Annotated in this window: 20 protein-coding genes and 2 riboswitches; of the genes, 16 read left to right on the top strand and 4 right to left on the bottom strand. The window is 65.8% G+C overall.

Translation table 11 applies throughout. The features are described 5' to 3' along the window. Position 1: 1 nt before the first annotated feature. The 3 genes from HBF24_RS15455 to HBF24_RS15445 are packed head-to-tail and all read left to right on the top strand — an operon-like array spanning position 2 to position 2,087. Positions 2-442 (top strand): type II secretion system protein, encoded by a 441-nt coding sequence (locus tag HBF24_RS15455; RefSeq protein WP_167174875.1) that lies wholly within the window; start codon positions 2-4, stop codon positions 440-442. Then, complete coding sequence (locus tag HBF24_RS15450; RefSeq protein ID WP_167174872.1) at positions 439-1,092, top strand: prepilin-type N-terminal cleavage/methylation domain-containing protein; 654 nt, start codon at positions 439-441, stop codon at positions 1,090-1,092. Before HBF24_RS15455 ends, HBF24_RS15450 begins: the two co-directional genes overlap by 4 nt. Next, on the top strand, positions 1,089-2,087 hold the full coding sequence (locus tag HBF24_RS15445) for a type II secretion system protein GspK (RefSeq protein ID WP_343162781.1): 999 nt from the start codon (positions 1,089-1,091) through the stop codon (positions 2,085-2,087). Before HBF24_RS15450 ends, HBF24_RS15445 begins: the two co-directional genes overlap by 4 nt. Here the strand turns inward: HBF24_RS15445 and pyrF are convergent. Both pyrF and ettA read right to left on the bottom strand, forming a co-directional pair. Further along, on the bottom strand, positions 2,069-2,887 hold the full coding sequence (gene pyrF / locus HBF24_RS15440; protein WP_167174869.1) for an orotidine-5'-phosphate decarboxylase: 819 nt from the start codon (positions 2,885-2,887) through the stop codon (positions 2,069-2,071). The two genes, HBF24_RS15445 and pyrF, sit on opposite strands and share 19 nt — an antisense overlap. A gap of 76 nt (positions 2,888-2,963) precedes the next feature. Further along, positions 2,964-4,622 (bottom strand): energy-dependent translational throttle protein EttA, encoded by a 1,659-nt coding sequence (ettA, locus tag HBF24_RS15435; RefSeq protein WP_167174866.1) that lies wholly within the window; start codon positions 4,620-4,622, stop codon positions 2,964-2,966. 203 nt (positions 4,623-4,825) lie between these two features. Between ettA and HBF24_RS15430 the strand changes: the two genes are divergently transcribed. From HBF24_RS15430 to ribD, 5 genes are all read left to right on the top strand, one after another. Continuing rightward, positions 4,826-5,707 (top strand): DUF817 domain-containing protein, encoded by an 882-nt coding sequence (locus HBF24_RS15430; RefSeq protein ID WP_343162780.1) that lies wholly within the window; start codon positions 4,826-4,828, stop codon positions 5,705-5,707. A 121-nt stretch (positions 5,708-5,828) separates the two neighbouring features. After that, positions 5,829-7,082, top strand: coding sequence for a serine hydroxymethyltransferase (glyA, locus tag HBF24_RS15425; protein ID WP_167174862.1), 1,254 nt, complete (start codon positions 5,829-5,831; stop codon positions 7,080-7,082). A 104-nt stretch (positions 7,083-7,186) separates the two neighbouring features. Next, the gene (gene nrdR, locus HBF24_RS15420) at positions 7,187-7,714 is read left to right on the top strand and encodes a transcriptional regulator NrdR (RefSeq protein WP_167174859.1); all 528 of its coding nucleotides are present in this window, start codon (positions 7,187-7,189) and stop codon (positions 7,712-7,714) included. Positions 7,715-7,725: 11 nt separating this feature from the next. Beyond that, positions 7,726-7,926 carry a DUF2905 domain-containing protein gene (locus tag HBF24_RS15415; protein WP_167174856.1) on the top strand — a complete coding sequence of 67 codons (201 nt, stop codon included), beginning with the start codon at positions 7,726-7,728 and terminating at the stop codon, positions 7,924-7,926. Further along, positions 7,923-9,023 (top strand): bifunctional diaminohydroxyphosphoribosylaminopyrimidine deaminase/5-amino-6-(5-phosphoribosylamino)uracil reductase RibD, encoded by a 1,101-nt coding sequence (gene ribD, locus HBF24_RS15410; RefSeq protein WP_240922616.1) that lies wholly within the window; start codon positions 7,923-7,925, stop codon positions 9,021-9,023. The genes HBF24_RS15415 and ribD overlap by 4 nt, the downstream gene beginning before the upstream one ends. On the opposite strand, the gene HBF24_RS15405 is transcribed toward ribD, so the two are convergent. Next, positions 9,015-9,611, bottom strand: a complete 597-nt coding sequence (locus HBF24_RS15405) for a TetR/AcrR family transcriptional regulator (RefSeq protein WP_167174853.1) — start codon at positions 9,609-9,611, stop codon at positions 9,015-9,017. The two genes, ribD and HBF24_RS15405, sit on opposite strands and share 9 nt — an antisense overlap. Before the next feature lie 167 nt (positions 9,612-9,778). On the opposite strand from HBF24_RS15405, the gene HBF24_RS15400 reads away from it, so the two are divergent. From HBF24_RS15400 to HBF24_RS15365, 8 genes are all read left to right on the top strand, one after another. Next, entirely contained in the window at positions 9,779-10,708 is a 930-nt protein-coding gene (locus HBF24_RS15400; protein WP_167174850.1) for a sterol desaturase family protein, read from the top strand. An 83-nt stretch (positions 10,709-10,791) separates the two neighbouring features. Next, positions 10,792-10,938: riboswitch (FMN riboswitch) on the top strand. Between the two features lie 125 nt (positions 10,939-11,063). Further along, on the top strand, positions 11,064-11,705 hold the full coding sequence (locus HBF24_RS15395) for a riboflavin synthase (protein WP_167174847.1): 642 nt from the start codon (positions 11,064-11,066) through the stop codon (positions 11,703-11,705). A gap of 162 nt (positions 11,706-11,867) precedes the next feature. Beyond that, positions 11,868-12,956 carry a bifunctional 3,4-dihydroxy-2-butanone-4-phosphate synthase/GTP cyclohydrolase II gene (gene ribBA / locus HBF24_RS15390; RefSeq protein WP_167174844.1) on the top strand — a complete coding sequence of 363 codons (1,089 nt, stop codon included), beginning with the start codon at positions 11,868-11,870 and terminating at the stop codon, positions 12,954-12,956. Positions 12,957-13,046: 90 nt separating this feature from the next. After that, positions 13,047-13,985, top strand: coding sequence for an LD-carboxypeptidase (locus HBF24_RS15385; protein WP_167174841.1), 939 nt, complete (start codon positions 13,047-13,049; stop codon positions 13,983-13,985). Between the two features lie 33 nt (positions 13,986-14,018). Then, a complete protein-coding gene (gene ribE, locus HBF24_RS15380) occupies positions 14,019-14,477 on the top strand; it encodes a 6,7-dimethyl-8-ribityllumazine synthase (protein WP_167174838.1) in 459 nt (152 codons plus the stop codon). After that, positions 14,477-14,935, top strand: coding sequence for a transcription antitermination factor NusB (gene nusB / locus HBF24_RS15375; protein ID WP_167174835.1), 459 nt, complete (start codon positions 14,477-14,479; stop codon positions 14,933-14,935). The genes ribE and nusB overlap by 1 nt, the downstream gene beginning before the upstream one ends. Positions 14,936-15,053: 118 nt before the next feature. Next, positions 15,054-16,034, top strand: a complete 981-nt coding sequence (gene thiL / locus HBF24_RS15370) for a thiamine-phosphate kinase (RefSeq protein WP_167174832.1) — start codon at positions 15,054-15,056, stop codon at positions 16,032-16,034. Beyond that, the gene (locus HBF24_RS15365) at positions 16,031-16,531 is read left to right on the top strand and encodes a phosphatidylglycerophosphatase A (RefSeq protein ID WP_167174829.1); all 501 of its coding nucleotides are present in this window, start codon (positions 16,031-16,033) and stop codon (positions 16,529-16,531) included. Before thiL ends, HBF24_RS15365 begins: the two co-directional genes overlap by 4 nt. A 26-nt stretch (positions 16,532-16,557) precedes the next feature. On the opposite strand, the gene HBF24_RS15360 is transcribed toward HBF24_RS15365, so the two are convergent. Continuing rightward, positions 16,558-17,142, bottom strand: a complete 585-nt coding sequence (locus HBF24_RS15360) for a TMEM165/GDT1 family protein (RefSeq protein ID WP_167174826.1) — start codon at positions 17,140-17,142, stop codon at positions 16,558-16,560. A 97-nt stretch (positions 17,143-17,239) separates the two neighbouring features. Continuing rightward, positions 17,240-17,346, bottom strand: a riboswitch (yybP-ykoY riboswitch). Between the last annotated feature and the right edge of the window lie 31 nt (positions 17,347-17,377).

Raw genomic sequence — 17,377 nt, 5'->3', positions numbered from 1 at the left:
CATGCGCGCAGGCCATCGCGGTTTTACCTTGCTGGAAATGATTGGCGCGATCGCCATCATGGCGATCTCCTTCGCGGTGCTGCTGGAGGCGCTGGGCAGTTCCATGGCGCTGACGCACAAGGCCGATCGGCACTCGGCTGCGGCGCTGGTGGCGCAAAGCGTGCTCGACAGCGCTTTCGTGATGTCCTCGCCTGCGCCCGGCGTGCAGCACGGGCACACCGAGGACGGGTTCGACTGGGATCTGCAAACCCGGCAATGGCACGGCACGCCGTCCGGTGGCAGCGGGTCGGCGCCGGGGGCGGTGATGATGATGGCGCAGAACCAGCAGCTGTATCGCCTGGACCTGACCGTGCGCTGGGGGCCGCAGGGGCGTCGTCGCCAGGCGCATTTCGCCACCCTGCGCCTGGCCAACACCATGCGCAACGAAGGCCGGGCGCGATGAAAGCGCGCGGTTTCACGCTGCTGGAAGTGCTGGCGACCATGGCCTTGCTGTCGCTGCTGCTGCTGGGCGTATGGTCGGGGCTGCACGGTGCCACCCGGGCGGTGAGCTCGGGACGCAAGGCGATCGATCATCTGGACAGCATGCGTGGCGCGCAGGATTACCTGCGCCGTGAATTGACCCAGGCGCAGCCATTGCCGTTCGCACAGAATCACGACGACGAGGGCATCATCTTCCAGGGTGATGCGCAGCGGCTGCGCTTCGTCGCGCCCTTGCCCGGTTACCTTGGGCGGCTCGGTCCGCAGCAGCAGACCTTGACCCTGGTACAGGGCAAACACGGCTATCGCCTGCAGCTGCAACTGGCGCTGTTGCCGCCCGACGGCTCGCCGCCAAAGGCGCTGGGCAAGCCACAGGTGTTGCTGCGTGGCATCCGCAACGGCCACTTCAGCTATCGCGGCACCACCGAGCGCGGGAAGGTGCTGGCCTGGGCGACACGCTGGGGGCAGGACACACGACTGCCGTCGCTGGTACGCATCGACCTGGACCTTGGCAAGGGCCGTGACTGGCCGCTGCTGGAGGTGCCGCTGCGCGTGGACGCGCACGCAGTGCGCTCGGCCATGATGTCCGGTCGCGCCTCGAGGATCAGTCTGTGAATATCGGCGCGCGGCGAACCCAGCGCGGCGTGGCGTTGCTGATCGTGTTGTGGGCCTGCGCGCTGCTGGCCATCCTGATTGGCGGCTACGCGCTGCTGGCACGTAGCGAGGGCATGCAATCGCGCTATCAGTTCGCCCACACTCAGGCGCGCTACGACGCCGAGTCCGGTATCGCGCGGGCCGTGTACGGCTTGAGTCTGCACGATGTGGCCAGGCGATGGGTGCCGGATGGGCGTGCCTACGATTTCCGCTTCAACGGGGCGCGGGTGTCGGTCACGGTGACCGACGAGGCCGGCAAGGTGGATCTGAACAGCGCCGCGCCGCCGGTGCTGGCCGGTTTGTTCCGCAGCGTTGGTGCCTCGCGCGACAAGGCCAAGGCACTGGCCGATGCCATTGCCGACTGGCGCGACCGTGACGCGAACACGCGCGTGCATGGTGCCGAGGCGCCGCAGTACCGCGCCGCCGGGCGCGATTATGGTCCGCGCAACGGCCGCTTTGAGAGCATCGAGGAATTGCAGCAGGTGCTGGGCATGACGCCGGCGCTGTACCAGGCGGTGGCGCCCTGCGTTACGCTGTGGTCCGGGCGCAATGAGCCCGATCCACGTTTTGCCTCGGCGCAGGTGCTGGCTGCGCTGCCCAACATGAGCACCCAGCAGGCCAACGATTTCGTCCGGCAGCGCCAGGCGCTGAACGAGGCCACCGGCGGCGCGCGGCTGACGGTGCCGGGCGAGGCCAGCCCGTTGTTGATGGGCGGTGGCCACGGCATCGTGCAAAGCATTCGCAGTGAAGCGGTGCTGCCCGATGGCACCAGTGCCGTGGTACGCGCGGTGGTGCGGCTGGGCCTGTCGCGCGTGGACAAGCCCTATACGGTGCTGCGCTGGCTGGACGGCGATGACGCCAGCCTGTCGGCGACAGGCGGTGGTGCGGGCAAGGACGGCAAAGGCACCAGCGGAAGGGGCGGACCCTCAGTGGGCCATCACGCGGTGTTGCGGTAACCGTTGATCTTCGCGCGCAGCGCCTGCGTGGCCGCGCGTGCCGCTTCGGCAAAGTCGGCGCCATCACTGGCGTAGAGGATGGCGCGCGAGGAGCTGATCATCAGGCCCAGGCCATCGGCCGTGGCGCCATGGCGCAACACGGCTTCGACATCGCCACCCTGCGCGCCGATGCCGGGGACCAGCAATGGCATGTCGCCGACGATGGCGCGTACCTTGCCCAATTCTTCGGGCCAGGTCGCGCCAGTGACCAGGGCGCAATTGCCGTGTCCGTTCCATGCATCGGCGATGGTCTGGGCGACGCGCAGGTAGAGTGGCTGACCGCCGCAATCGAGCGCCTGGAAGTCGGCGCCGCCGGGGTTGGAGGTGCGACACAGCAGGATCACGCCCTTGTCCTCGTAATCGAGGAACGGCTGGGCCGAGTCGTGACCCAGATACGGGTTGGCAGTGACCGCATCGGCGTCGTAGCGCTCGAAGGCTTCCAGCGCATAGCGTTGCGCGGTCGAGCCGATGTCGCCGCGCTTGGCGTCCAGGATCACCGGCACGCCCGGGTGGGCGTGGTGGATGTGCGTGATCAGCCGCTCCAGCGCTTCCTCGGCACCCAGCGCGGCAAAGTGCGCGATCTGTGGCTTGAAGGCGCAGGCCAGATCCGCCGTGGCATCGACGATGGCGCGGCAGAACGCAAACACTGCATCGTCGCCGCGCACCACCGCCGGCAGGCTCGCCGGGTCAGGGTCAAGGCCCACGCAGACCATCGAATCGTTGCGCTGCCAGGCATCGGACAGCATCTGCATGAAGCTCATGCCAGCTCCTTGAAACACTCACGCCTGCGGCGCGTCAATACGGCGCGGCGCCCGCAAAGGGCGCCGCGCAGACGGATCAGACCAGCTTCTTGTAGCGCACGCGCTTGGGGCCGGCATCGTCGCCGAGACGGCGCTTCTTGTCGGCCTCGTACTCGCCGTAGTTGCCGGGGAAGAACTCGGCGTGCGAGTCGCCCTCGAAGGCCAGGATGTGCGTGGCGATGCGGTCCAGGAACCAGCGGTCATGCGAGATGACCATGGCGCAGCCGGGGAACTCCAGCAGGCCGTCTTCCAGCGCGCGCAGGGTTTCCACGTCCAGGTCGTTGGAGGGCTCATCGAGCAGCAGCACGTTGCCGCCCTGCAGCAGGGTCTTGGCCAGATGCAGGCGGCCGCGCTCACCACCGGAGAGGTTGCCGACCAGCTTCTGCTGGTCCACGCCCTTGAAGTTGAAGCGGCCGATGTAGGCGCGCGACTGGATCTCGAAGTTGCCGATGGTGATGATGTCCGAACCGCCGGAGACTTCCTGCCAGACGTTGTTGTCACCTTCCAGCGCGCCGCGCGACTGCTCCACGTAGGCCAGCTTCACGGTATGGCCCAGCTTGATCTCGCCCTGGTCGGGCTCTTCCTTGCCGGTGATCAGCTTGAACAGCGTGGACTTGCCGGCGCCGTTGGGGCCGATCACGCCGACGATGGCGCCCGGCGGCACCTGGAACGACAGGTCGTCGATCAGCATGCGGTCGCCGAACGACTTGGAGACGTTCTTGAACTCGATCACCTGGTTGCCCAGACGTTCGCCCGGCGGAATGAAGATCTCGTTGGTCTCGTTGCGCTGCTGGTACTCGACCGCGTTCAGTTCCTCGAAGCGCTGCAGGCGCGCCTTGCCCTTGGACTGGCGGCCCTTGCTGGCCGAACGGATCCATTCCAGCTCGCGCTTGATGGCCTTCTGGCGGGCCTTCTCGGCAATGGCTTCCTGCGCCAGACGCTCGTCCTTCTGCTCCAGCCAGGACGAGTAGTTGCCCTTCCAGGGGATGCCGCGACCGCGATCGAGCTCCAGAATCCACTCGGCGGCGTTGTCCAGGAAGTAGCGATCATGGGTGACCGCGACCACGGTGCCGGTGTAGCGCTGCAGGAACTGCTCCAGCCAGTCCACCGACTCGGCATCCAGATGGTTGGTGGGCTCGTCCAGCAGCAGCATGTCCGGCTTGGACAGCAGCAGGCGGCACAGTGCCACGCGGCGCTTCTCGCCACCGGACAGCGGGCCGACCTTGGCGTCCCACGGCGGCAGACGCAGCGCGTCGCCGGCCACTTCCAGCTGGCGCTCCAGCGCGTGGGCATCGTTGGCGGCCAGGATGTTTTCCAGGCGCTGCTGTTCTTCGGCCAGCTTGTCGAAGTCGGCGCCTTCCTCGGCGTAGGCGGCGTAGACCTCTTCCAGCCGCGCCTGGGCCTGCAGCACTTCGCCGACGCCTTCCTCGACCGCTTCACGCACGGTCTTTTCCGGGTCCAGCTCCGGCTCCTGCGCCAGGTAGCCGACCTTGATGCCCGGCTGCGGACGCGCTTCGCCCTGGAAGTCCTTATCCACGCCAGCCATGATCTTCAGCACCGTGGACTTGCCGGCGCCGTTCAGGCCCAGCAGGCCGATCTTGGCGCCGGGGAAGAACGACAGCGAGATGTCCTTGATGATCTGGCGCTTCGGGGGAACGATCTTGCTGACCCCGTTCATGGTGTAGATGTACTGCATGCACACTCCTGACAGATGCGGTCGGCCGCCGCCCGGCAGACAGCCGGACTGTGGGGATGAAGCGGCGAGAGACCTGCAATTATCGCCGATTCGCGGGCGCCTTTCCATGCCATTTGCCCGCAAATAGCCAGAACCTCTCAGCTTTTTTCACCGCCGCCTCACTCATGCTGGCGGCGGTTGGGTGTTGGTGAGGGCGGTGCGGCGTGCAGCTTCGGGGGCCGGTTGATCAGGCGTTGTCGGTACGTGGGTGGCAGGCGCTGGATGGTGCGCTTTCGCGCCGGGCGCGTGCTGGCGGTCGCGTTGGCGTGTTCGCGCACGAGCTGCTGGTGTTTGGCTTGAAGCAAGCCTGGGCCTGCCTTTTCGGCGGCCTGATGCTGGCCATGATGCTGGCGGCGCGGGCGTGGTGGCCAGCCGATGCGCCGCTGGCGCGCAACGATGCCATGACGCTGGGTGCGCTGGCGATCCAGGCGCTGATGCTGATGGCGCGGCTGGAAACGCGTCGCGAGCTGGTGGTGATCGTGCTGTTTCATGTCGTCGGCACCGCCATGGAGCTGTTCAAGACCGCCACCGGTTCCTGGCTGTATGCCGCCGGAGGCGTGCTGCATGTCGGCGCGGTGCCGTTGTTTACCGGCTTCATGTACGCGGCGGTCGGCAGTTATATCGCCCGTGCCTGGCGGGTATTCTCATTTCGCTTCACCGATCACCCGCGCTGGTCGCATACCGCCTGGCTGGCGCTGGCCATCTACGCCAATTTCTTTACCGATCACTACGGTGTCGATATGCGTGCCTTGTTGCTGCTGGCGATGGGCGCGTTGTTTGCACGCACGCAGGTGCATTTTCGGGTGCGCCAGGCCTATCGGCGCATGCCGCTGCTGCTGGGCTTCGTGCTGGTGGCGCTGTTTATCTGGCTGGCCGAGAACGTGGGCACGTTTCTGGCCGTTTGGCGCTATCCGGGGCAGGCACATGGCTGGCATCCGGTGCCGGTATCCAAGCTGGGCGCGTGGTTGCTGCTGATGTCGATCAGCTACGTGATGGTCTCGGCGCTGCATCGCCACCGCTTGGGTCTGAACAGGCGCCGGGCATGAACATATTGGGTTGTGACCGCGGCTGGGATACCATTTTCGCTTTCCGACCGCCCGTGACTTCGGGCGCGCGGTCCGCCTGGCGGGCCGTTCCCACCGTCCAATCAACAAGGTGCCTCCCCGCATGTTCTCCCGCTCGCAGCGCATTGCCGGATATGACGACGAACTGGCCAAGGCCATCGCCGACGAAGTTCAGCGTCAGGAAGATCACGTCGAACTGATCGCTTCCGAGAACTACACCAGCCCGCGCGTGATGGAGGCCCAGGGCAGCCAGCTGACCAACAAATATGCCGAGGGCTATCCGGGCAAGCGTTACTACGGCGGTTGCGAATACGTCGATGTGGCCGAGAAGCTGGCCATCGATCGTCTGAAGCAGCTGTTTGATTGCGACTATGCCAACGTGCAGCCGCACTCGGGCTCGCAGGCCAACCAGGCGGTGTACTTTGCGCTGCTTTCACCGGGCGACACCATCCTGGGCATGAGCCTGGCCCATGGCGGCCACCTGACCCACGGCGCCAAGGTCAATGCCAGCGGCAAGCTGTTCAACGCCGTGCAGTATGGCGTGGACGAGAACGGCATGGTCGATATGGACGAGGTCGAGCGTCTGGCCGACGAGCACCAGCCGAAGATGATCGTGGCCGGTTTCTCGGCCTACTCGCAGGTGCTGGACTGGGCGCGTTTCCGTGCCATCGCCGACAAGGTGGGCGCGTACCTGTTCGTGGACATGGCGCATGTGGCCGGCTTGATCGCCGCCGGTGTCTATCCCAGCCCGCTGCCGCACGCGCACGTGGTCACCTCGACCACGCACAAGACGCTGCGCGGCCCGCGCGGCGGCATCATCGTGGCCAAGGGCGCCGACGAGACACTGACCAAGAAGCTGCAGTCCATCGTGTTCCCGGGCATCCAGGGTGGTCCGCTGATGCACGTCATTGCCGGCAAGGCGGTGGCCTTCAAGGAGGCGCTGGAACCTGAGTTCACCACCTATCAGAAGCAGGTGGTGGTCAATGCCAAGGCCATGGCCAAGGTGTTCATGGAGCGCGGTTTCAAGATCGTCTCCGGCGGCACCGAAAACCACTTGCTGCTGGTCGACATGATCGGCCGTGATGTCACCGGCAAGGATGCCGAAGCCGCGCTGGGCCGTGCCCACATTACGGTGAATAAGAACGCTGTGCCGAACGATCCGCGCTCGCCGTTCGTCACCTCCGGCCTGCGCCTGGGCACCCCGGCCGTGACCACCCGTGGTTACACCGAGGCCGACTGCACCGAGCTTGCCGGCTGGATCTGCGATGTGCTGGACGCGCCGCAAGACGAGGCCGTGATCGGCGCCGTGCGTGAGAAGGTCACTGCGCAGTGCAAGAAGTATCCGGTTTACGGTTGAGAACGAGAAGTGGGTCGAGAGAAGTGAGAAGTGAGAGGGAGCTGGGGCCAGAGCGGACGCCTTTCTCTCGCTCCCCACTTCTCAACTCTTACTCCTGAAACCCTATGCATTGTCCTTTCTGCCAGCACGAAGACACCCGCGTGATCGACTCGCGCCTGACCGAGGACGGCACCACCGTGCGCCGTCGTCGCGAATGCCCGCAGTGCGGTGAGCGCTTCAACACCTTCGAGACGGCGGAGTTGAAGCTGCCCTCGGTGGTCAAGTCCGATGGCCGCCGTGAAGCCTTCGACGAACGCAAGCTGCACACCAGCTTTGCCCGCGCGCTGCAAAAGCGTCCGGTGTCCAGCGAGGCGGTGGAGGCGGCGGTGCGCGCGGTACTGCACGAGCTGCGCCGTATCGGCGAGCGCGAAGTGCCGTCGATGCGTGTCGGTGAGCTGGTGATGCGCGAGCTTAAAGGGCTGGACCAGGTCGCCTTTGTGCGCTTTGCCTCGGTGTACCGGCGCTTCGAGGACGTGCAGGCGTTCCTGGAAGAAATCCAGAAGCTCGACCGCGAATTGCCGGAGTTGCAGCGCCTGCAGATTCCGCTGCTGGACGAGGCCGTGGCCAAGCGTCGCGGCGGCAAGAAGTCCTGACCTGCGCGATCATGTCACGCCTTCTCATCATCGCCGGCGTGATCCTGATCGCCCTTGGCGCGTTGTGGCCTTGGGTGCGAAAGCTCGGGCTGGGACGGCTGCCTGGCGATATCCATGTGCAGCGTGAAGGCTTCAGCTTCCACTTTCCGATCGTCACCTGCCTGATCATCAGCGTGGTGCTCAGCTTGCTGTTGCGGTGGTTGAACAAATGAGCCCATTTTCCGCCCTCGATCATGCCCATATGGCGCATGCGCTGCGCCTGGCCGAACGCGGCCTGTTCACCACGCAACCCAATCCGCGCGTGGGCTGTGTCATCGCCCGCGGCGAGTCGGTGGTCGGTAGCGGTTTCCACGAACGTGCTGGCGAAGGGCATGCCGAAGTGCACGCTTTGCGCGACGCGGGCGACCGCGCGCGTGGCGCCACCGCTTACGTCACGCTGGAACCGTGTGGCCTGCACGGGCGCACGCCGCCATGCGCCGATGCGCTGATTGCCGCCGGCGTGTCGCGGGTGGTGATGGCGGCCGAAGATACCTCGCAAGCGGTGGGAGCCGGGCTGGCGCGCCTGCGGGAGGCGGGCATCACGGTCGAATCGGGCCTGATGCGCGAGGCCGCGCGCGAGCTCAACGTCGGCTTCTTCAGCCGCATCGAGCGCGGACGTCCGTTTGTGCGCGTGAAGCTTGCCATGAGCCTGGACGGGCGCACCGCGCTGGCCGATGGCAGCTCCAAGTGGATTACCGGTGCCGCGGCACGCCAGGACGTGCAGCACTGGCGCGCGCGCGCATCGGCCATTCTCAGCGCCAGCGGTACGGTGCTGGCCGACAATCCGCGCCTGACGGTGCGCCTGGCTGACACCGCCTTCGTGCCGCCGCTGCGTGTAGTGCTGGATCGAAACCTGAGTACGCCGGCCGGCCATCATGTGCTCGACGGCAGCGCGCCCACCCTGCTGCTGCATGCCGAGCAGGTGGTGCGTGACGATGCGCGCTTTGCCGGCATCGAGCGGCAAGGGATGCCTGAAGTCCACGGGCGGCTGGATTTGCACGCGGTGCTGGCCGAGCTGGCCAGGCGCGGTTGCAACGAAGTGCATGTGGAAGCCGGCCCCACGCTATGTGGCGCCCTGCTGGCCGAACGTCTGGCCGACGAGCTGCTGCTCTACATCGCCCCCGTGCTGTTGGGCAGCACCGCGCGTCCGTTGCTGGATCTCCCACCGCTGGCCGACATGGCCGAGCGCTGGCAGCTGGAAACGCTCGATCGGCGAGTGCTGGGCGACGACCTGCGATTGCGCCTTCGCCCCAAGACGGCGTCAGCCTGATCGCGCGGCACGCGCCTGAAAAAATCCGGCAATCAGCGTCACCAGCGCATCCTCCACGGTGCGCTTTTTCAGCATGGCCGGATCGTGCTGCACGGCGGCGCGAATGACGCCTGCCACCGCGCGCGTAAGTACGAAGGCTTCGGTTTCCGAGAGCGCGATCGGCGTGTGGCCGTGCGGGTCGGTGATCTCGCCGGTGGTCAGCATGTTGGCCAGGCGCACCATGGGTCCGTCCAGCTCCTGCTGACGCCCCTGCTGCAAGGCCCGATCGATCAGGATGCGGCGCGCGCGCTGACGCCCATCAAACGCATGCAGCACGATGCGCACCACCTTGCGGATGCGGGCGTGATTGTCGGTTCCTGCTTCGGGGCTTTTTTCGACCTTATCGCCGTCGGCGGTGTCCCCCAGCGCCTCGCGCACCTTGCCGACGCGCCGCTCGCGCTCGTGCTGGGCCAAGGCGTCGAGAATGGCCTGCTTGTTGTCGAAGTACTGGTAGATGGTGCCGACGCTGTAGCCGGATTTTTCCGCCAGGCGGTTGGTGGTGAAACGCGCCAGACCGTCGGCCTCCAGCATCTGCACCGCCGTTTCCAAGATGAGCTCCTGGGTCTTTCGCGCGCGCTTCTGGCTGGGCTGGCGTCGTGCAGGCGTTTGTTTTTTCGTCACTTTATTGCCGCCTGCGCGCGCGCTTGAATCTGAGCCATAAACATGAGTATTACTCATAAAATGATGTCATTCCAGCGGCACTGAAGGTGGCCCCAATGAGTGATGTTCTGGCTTTCGCATTTCCGTTCGTGATCGGCTTATCGCTGATCGAGGCGTTGGTGCTGCACTGGCGACAGCCGGGCAGCTACGACTGGAAAGCGGCGGGCGTGTCGCTGCTGGATGTGCTCGGCCGCAAGCTGTTGCTGGCCTTGCCTTTCGCCATTTCCGCCCCCTTGCTGTTATGGGTGTGGCAGCACCGCGTGATGACGGTGCCTTTGCACACAGGCTGGGCGCTTTTTCTGCTTTTTCTGGCGCAGGAGCTGGCCTATTACGCCTACCATCGTGCTTCGCATCGTGTGCGCTGGTTCTGGGCCACGCACTCGGTGCACCATTCGCCCAATCAACTGAACCTGGCGGCGGCTTACCGCCTGGGCTGGACCGGCAAGCTCACCGGCACCTTGCTGTTTTTCATCCCGGTGATCTGGCTGGGCTTTCCGCCCAAGGCCGTGCTGGGTGTGCTGGGTATCAACCTGCTGTACCAGTTCTGGCTGCATGCGACCTGGATTCCACGGTTGGGGTGGCTGGAATACGTGTTCAACACGCCTTCGGCGCACCGCGTGCATCATGCGTCGAACCTGGATTATCTGGACGCCAATTACGGCGGCGTGCTGATTGTCTTCGACCGCTTGTTTGGCACCTACGTGGCCGAGCGCAAGGACGAACCGCCGGTTTACGGTCTGGTGCATCCAGTGACCACACACCATCCGGCGACCATCGAGTTTGGTCGCTGGCATGAGCTGTGGCAGGACTTGCGTCAGGCGCGCTCGATGCGCGAGGTGGCGGGCTACCTGTTCATGCCGCCGGGCTGGGGCCCGCACGGCAAAGGCCAGACCACCGAAGATTTGCGCCGGCAACGCGATGCCGAGAACGCATCGCGCATGGCCAGCACGGCGCCGGCCGAGCCGCCACTGCCGTTGGCCGGCTAATTGCGGTAGGTGCTGATGGCGCCAACTTCACCCTACGCGGTGGTATAGTGCGCGCCATCGGCTTGGGCCGATGCAATTGAACGCAACGTCTTCAGGGCGGGGTGAAAGTCCCCACCGGCGGTAGGCTCTTTCCAAGAGCGAAGCCCGCGAGCGCTTCCGGCAACGGAAGGTCAGCAGATCCGGTCCAATGCCGGAGCCGACGGTCATAGTCCGGATGAAAGAAGACGGTACGGCGCCACTCATCGTGCGAGTGGGCGCCGGCCTCATGCCTTGAGGCGTTTTTCGCCATTGACACGCGGAAACGTTTCATGAAACGCAAGCAAGTACCAAGCGCCTCCGTGCCGGAGGTGGCCTGATGTTTACCGGCATCATCCAGTCCGTAGGGCGCATTCGCAGCCTGGAACGGCGCGGCGGTGACGTGCGTCTGAGCATCGATACGGCCGATCTTGATCTTTCCGACGTAAAGCTGGGCGATTCCATCGCCGTGTCTGGCTGCTGCCTCACCGCGGTTGCCATTGATGCGCAGGGTTTTGCCGCTGACGTTTCCAATGAGACCTTGTCATTGACCAGCCTGGGCGGCCTTGCCAGCGGCGATGCGGTGAACCTGGAAAAAGCCTTGCGCCTGTCTGATCGCCTGGGCGGACATCTGGTGTCCGGCCATGTGGATGGTCTGGGCAAGGTCGTGTCGATCAGCGCCGATGCGCGCTCGCAGCGCTGGACCTTTCAGGTGCCCGACGAACTGGCGCGCTACATCGCACACAAGGGCTCGATCTGTATCGACGGCACCAGCCTTACCGTCAACGAGGTGGAAGGCAGCCGTTTCGGCGTCAACCTGATTCCGCACACCGTGGCCCACACCACCTTCGCCGATCGCCGTCCGGGCGATGCGGTCAATCTTGAGGTGGACGTGGTCGCGCGCTACATCGAGCGCCTGTTGGGTGCCGGTGCGGCCCCCAAGCTTGATGAGGCGTTCCTCAAGTCGCACGGCTTTGCGTGAAAGCTTTTCTCCTCCCCTTGAGCTTGCAGGGGGAGGTCGGGAGGGGGTGAACGCCCCCTCGACACCATGGTTTTTGCTGACGCCGTGGCGTGGCAGCAAGGCTTCACCCCTCCCAGCCTCCCCAGCGCGCAGGGGAGGGGTTCGATAAGGCGTTTTCAGACTATGTCCTTCAACACCATTCCCGAGATTATCGAAGACATCCGCGCCGGTCGCATGGTCGTCATCCTGGATGATGAGGACCGCGAGAACGAAGGCGACGTGATCATGGCGGCCGAGAAGGTGGCGCCCGAGCACATCAATTTCATGGTGCGCGAGGCGCGTGGGCTGGTGTGCCTGGCGCTCAACGAGAAGCGCTGCCGCCGGCTGGGTTTGAAACCCATGGTCAGCGACAACACCTCGCCGTACCACACCAACTTCACTGTCTCGATCGAGGCGGCCGAAGGCGTGACCACGGGCATCTCCGCGCATGACCGTGCGCGTACCGTGCGGGCGGCGGTGGCGGCCGATGCCAAGCCGGAAGACCTGATCCAGCCCGGCCATATTTTCCCGTTGACCGCGCAGCCGGGTGGCGTCTTGAGCCGCGCCGGTCACACCGAGGCGGCCAGCGATTTGGCCGGTCTGGCGGGTCTCGAGCCGGCCGGTGTGCTGGTCGAAGTACTGCACGAGGATGGTTCGATGGCGCGCCGTCCGGATCTGGAAGTCTTCGCCGCCAAGCACGGTTTGAAGATTGGCACCGTAGCCGACTTGATCCGCTACCGCCTGGAAACGGAGAAAACGGTCGAGCGCGTGCACGAGGCCGAGGTCGATACCGAAGCCGGTCCGTTCCGGCTTATTGCCTATCGCGACCAGCTCAAGCAGGGGCTTCACTTCGCGCTGGTGCGCGGTCGCATCGACGATGGCGAGCCGGTGCTAAGTCGCGTGCATGTGCGCAACACGCTGTCCGATGTGCTGCATCTCAAGCGCGACGATTGGGGGCTGACGGTGACGTCGGCGTTGCGCCGCATCGCCGAGGAAGAGCGCGGCGTGCTGCTGGTACTGACCGGGGATGACAGCGCGGAAACCCTGCTCGATCGCCTTGAGGGGCGCACGCGCCCCAAGGGCAAGCGCGAAAACCAGCAGGAATGGCGCGAGCTGGGCCTGGGTGCGCAGATTCTGGCCGATCTTGGTGTGCGCCAGATGCGCGTGCTGGGTACGCCGCGCAAGCTGGTGGGCCTGGCCGGTTTCGGCCTGGAAGTGGTCGAGTACGTGTAAAGCGCCCGCGCATGGCCCGCGGCGGCGCCCGGAAGGCGCCGTGGCCTGGGCTATGCTCGTTGTCATCTTTGTTCACGTCAGCCCTCTGCCATGACCGATCCGTTTTCCATCGAACTGATTGCGCCCTCCGGTTTTCCCCCGGAGCACGCGCTGGCGCGTGGCATCGAACGGCTGCGCTCGGCCGGGCACGAGGTGCGCAATGCGCAGGCCGGGCAGCGCCGCTTTCAGCGATTTGCCGGCACCGTGGCCGAGCGCGTGGCCGAGATCAATCGACTGGCCGACCCGTCGCACCCGCTGCCCGACCTCGTGATGGCGGTGCGTGGTGGTTACGGTGTGCACCAAGTGCTGGCTTCGCTGGACTACGAAGGGTTGCGTGCGCGCTTTGGCTCCGCGCCGTGCCCCATTGTCGGGCACAGCGACATCTCGGCCTTGAGCATGGCCCTGCTGGCCCGCGCCGGCGTGCCGAGCGTGGCCGGGCCGATGCTGGCCTATGACTTTGGCGGTGACACCATGTCCGAGTTCACCCAGCGCGCCTTCTGGGCGCTGATGGCCGGTGAGTCCGGACCGGCACGTTGGCACAGCGGTACCGAGGCCATGGCCTGCGAAGGCGTGCTCTGGGGCGGCAACCTGGCGGTGCTGTGCGCATTGCTGGGCACGCCGTATCTGCCGCAGGTCGACGGCGGCATTTTGTTTGTCGAGGACATTGCCGAACCGGCTTTCCGCATCGAGCGCCTGCTGATGCAGCTGCATCTGGCCGGCGTGCTGGGGCGCCAGCGCGCGCTGATTCTGGGCGACTTTGCCGGGATGCGCGCCGATGCCTACGATCCGGCCTATGACCTTGATGTGGTCGCGGCGCGCATCGCCGAGGTCGCCGGCATTCCGGTCGTGCGAGGGCTGCCCTTTGGTCATTGTCCGGACAAGCTGTCGCTGCCCATCGGGGTGACGGCGCAACTGTCCGTCGACGAAGCCGGGCTGGCCTGCCTTGGTTTTGCCAGCCCCTGGTCGGCACGTCCGACGCAAACGACGTAGAATACGCGGTCCTTTGAGGAGTTTCCCCACGCCATGAAGATCATCGAGGGCGATTTCGCCACCCCTGCCGGACGCTTTGCGATTATTGCCGGTCGCTTCAATGCCTTCGTCGTCGAGCCGCTGGTCTCCGGCGCGCATGACACCCTGCGCCGCCACGGTGTGGCCGAGGACAACATCGACCTGATCCGTGCGCCGGGCGCGTGGGAACTGAGCCAGGTGGCACAGAAACTGGCCGATTCGGGCAAATATGCTGCGGTGATCGCGCTGGGTGCGGTGATTCGCGGCTCCACGCCGCATTTCGATTACGTGGCCGGTGAAGCGGCCAAGGGTCTGGCCGCGGCCGCCCAGGGCGGCGTGCCGGTGATCTTCGGTGTGCTCACCACCGACACCATCGAGCAGGCCATTGAGCGTGCCGGCACCAAGGCCGGCAACAAGGGGGCCGACGCGGCGATGGCGGCGGTGGAAATGGTCAATCTGTACGCGCAACTGTGATGTCCAAGAACAAACCTTTCGGCCTGGATCCGGCGGCGCGCTCCCGTGCCCGTCGACGTGCCCTGCAGGCGGTGTACGCCTGGGAAATGGGCGGCGCCAAAATGGGCGCGGTGATCGAGCAATTCCGTTCCGAGCAGGACATGGAAATCGCCGACGCCGAGTATTTCGAAGCCCTGTTGCGTGGCGTGGAAGAGCATCGCCAGGTGCTGGATGAGGGCCTGGCGCCGCATCTGGATCGCGATGTCGACCAGGTCGATCCGATCGAGCGTGCCGCGCTGCGAGTGGCTGCCTTCGAGCTGAAATTCCGCCCGGATGTGCCGTACCGCGTGATCCTCAACGAGGCCATCGAGTGCACCAAGCGCTTTGGCGCCGAGCACGGCCACACCTATGTGAACGGCGTGCTGGACAAGCTGGCCGAGGATTGGCGTGGCCCGGAAAAGTACCACAAGGGGCAGTGACGCTGCAGCGCCTTGCACGCGGTCTCGACGCGACGCAGGCATGATGTCATCAAGGGCACGGCACGCATGGCGCCGTGCCCTTTCACGTTCAAGGCCAGCCAGGAGTCACTTCGCGCGCATGGAATTTTCGCTGATCGAAGCCATTACCCGTCGTACTGCACAGGCGCGCGAGGATGTGGTGCTGGGCGTGGGCGATGATGCCGCGCTGCTGGATGTGCCTGCCGGCCAGCAGTTGGCGGCGGCGGTCGATACGCTGGTCGAGGGGGTGCACTTTCCCAAGGGGACGGCACCGGCGGATATCGGCTACAAGGCGCTGGCGGTGAATCTCTCCGATCTGGCAGCGATGGGCGCGATGCCGGCCTGGTCGCTGCTGGCGCTGACCCTGCCGGCGCCGGATGCCGATTTTGTCGAGGGCTTTGCGCAGGGCTTCGCACAGGCGGCGGCCCCGTATCGCATGGCCCTTGTGGGCGGCGACACCACCAGTGGTCCGCTTTGTGTCAGCGTGACGGTGCATGGCCTGGTCCCGCAGGGCGCGGCGCTGCGCCGCGACGGCGCTCGCCAGGGCGATGTGGTGATGGTCACCGGCACGCTGGGTGATGCGGCGGGCGGTCTGGCCTGCCTTGATCGCTCGCATCCGCGCGCCGCGGCGTTGATGGAGGCGCCCGAGGCGCTGCGAGCCGCCCTGCTGACACGGCTGAACCGGCCCGAGCCGCGCGTGGCGGCCGGCTTGCAGCTGCGCGAAGTGGCCACCGCGTGCATCGATGTGTCCGATGGCCTGCTGGCCGATCTGGCGCATATCACGGCGGCCAGTGGCGTGGGCGCGCATATCGATGCGGCGGCACTGCCTTTGTCATCGGCGCTGCTGACGCTGTTTCCTGAACAGGCGACCGCGTTGGCCCTGGGCGGCGGCGATGACTATGAGTTGTGTTTTACCGTGCCGGCCGATGCGGCGGCGCAGGTCAGCGCGGACCTGGCCCGACTGGGCTGCGGTGCCACGCGTATCGGTCGCATCGTGGCCGGCGAGGGCGTGCGTGCATTCGATGCCGAAGGACAGGACGTGACGCCGCCCCGGCGCGGCTGGGAGCACTTTGGCGCATGAGTGACAAATACACACTGGATGCGGCAGACCGACGACGCCTGATGGCGCACCCGTCCGGCTGGCTGGGCACCGGCCTTGGCAGCGGCCTGGCACCCAAGGCGCAGGGCACGGTGGGTTCGGCGGTGGCGATTCTGCCGTGGCTGGCGCTGCGCGAGCTTTCCTGGCCGGTGTATCTGCTGGTGCTGGTGGTGGCTTTCGCGATCGGCGTGTGGGCCTGCGACGTGTGTGGACGACGCCTGGGCGTGGCCGATCATCGCTCGCTGGTGTGGGACGAGTTTGTCGGCCAGTGGATCGCGCTGTGGCCGGCCATATTCGCGCCCTGGTGGGCGGTACTGGCCGGCTTTGTGCTGTTTCGCATCTTCGATGTGGCCAAGCCCTGGCCGATTGGCTGGCTGGATGCGCGCGTCAAGGGCGGCATGGGTGTGATGATCGATGACGTGATTGCCGGCATGTTTGCCGCCCTGCTGCTGGCGCTGGGCCTTTACCTGTTGCACTAGACCCAGCGCCTGTTTCTCGTGGCAGGCTAGTTGAGCCCCGGGATCCCGGTGCCGCCGGCGACGGCCGTCCAGATCGCCAGCACGGCGAACAGCAGCGCCGCGGTGATGCGCGTGGCCTTCAGCGGCAGCCGGTTGGCAAAACGCGAACCCAGCCACACCACCGGCACGTTGGCCAGCATCATGCCGCAGGTGGTGCCGGTGATGACCTGCCACAGCGGGTGGTATTCGGCGCTTAGCACCACGGTGGCGACCTGCGTCTTGTCGCCCATCTCGGCCAGGAAAAACGCGATCATGGTGGCGATCAGCACGCCATGGCCGCTGCCCGGCGAGGCTTCGTCTTCATCGACCTTGTCGGGAATCAGCGTCCATATCGCCATGGCCGCCAGTGAGATGACCACCGACCAGTGCACGATCTCGGGAGTCAGCCAGCGCGCCAATAGGGCACCCACGGCGCCGGCCAGGCCGTGATTGACGATGGTGGCGAAAAAGATGCCCAGCACGATGGGCCAGGGCTTGCGGTATTTGGCCGCCAGAATCAGCGAGAGAAGCTGGGTCTTGTCGCCGACTTCGGCCAGTGCCACCACGCCGGTGGCAATCAGGAAGGCTTGCACGAACACTCCAATGGGCCGGGGACCTGATGCGATGACACGAAGGCCCGCGCACACCGCCCCGGCCGGGTCGATACGCACGAACCAACGGTCTTGCCGGGCACCAAGTGCGGGTCTTGATGCTTGTGCGCCATGGCCGGTTCAGGCCAAGTATGTTGACGCACAGCCCGCCACGTGGGCGGTCGGCTACTCCCCGATGGAGTGCCGCGAAGCTTAGCCGGACCCGCGCGGGCGCACA

The organism is Oleiagrimonas sp. C23AA (assembly GCF_011759385.1).
Lineage (GTDB): Bacteria > Pseudomonadota > Gammaproteobacteria > Xanthomonadales > Rhodanobacteraceae > Oleiagrimonas.
This window is presented reverse-complemented; position numbering and strand designations above follow the sequence as displayed.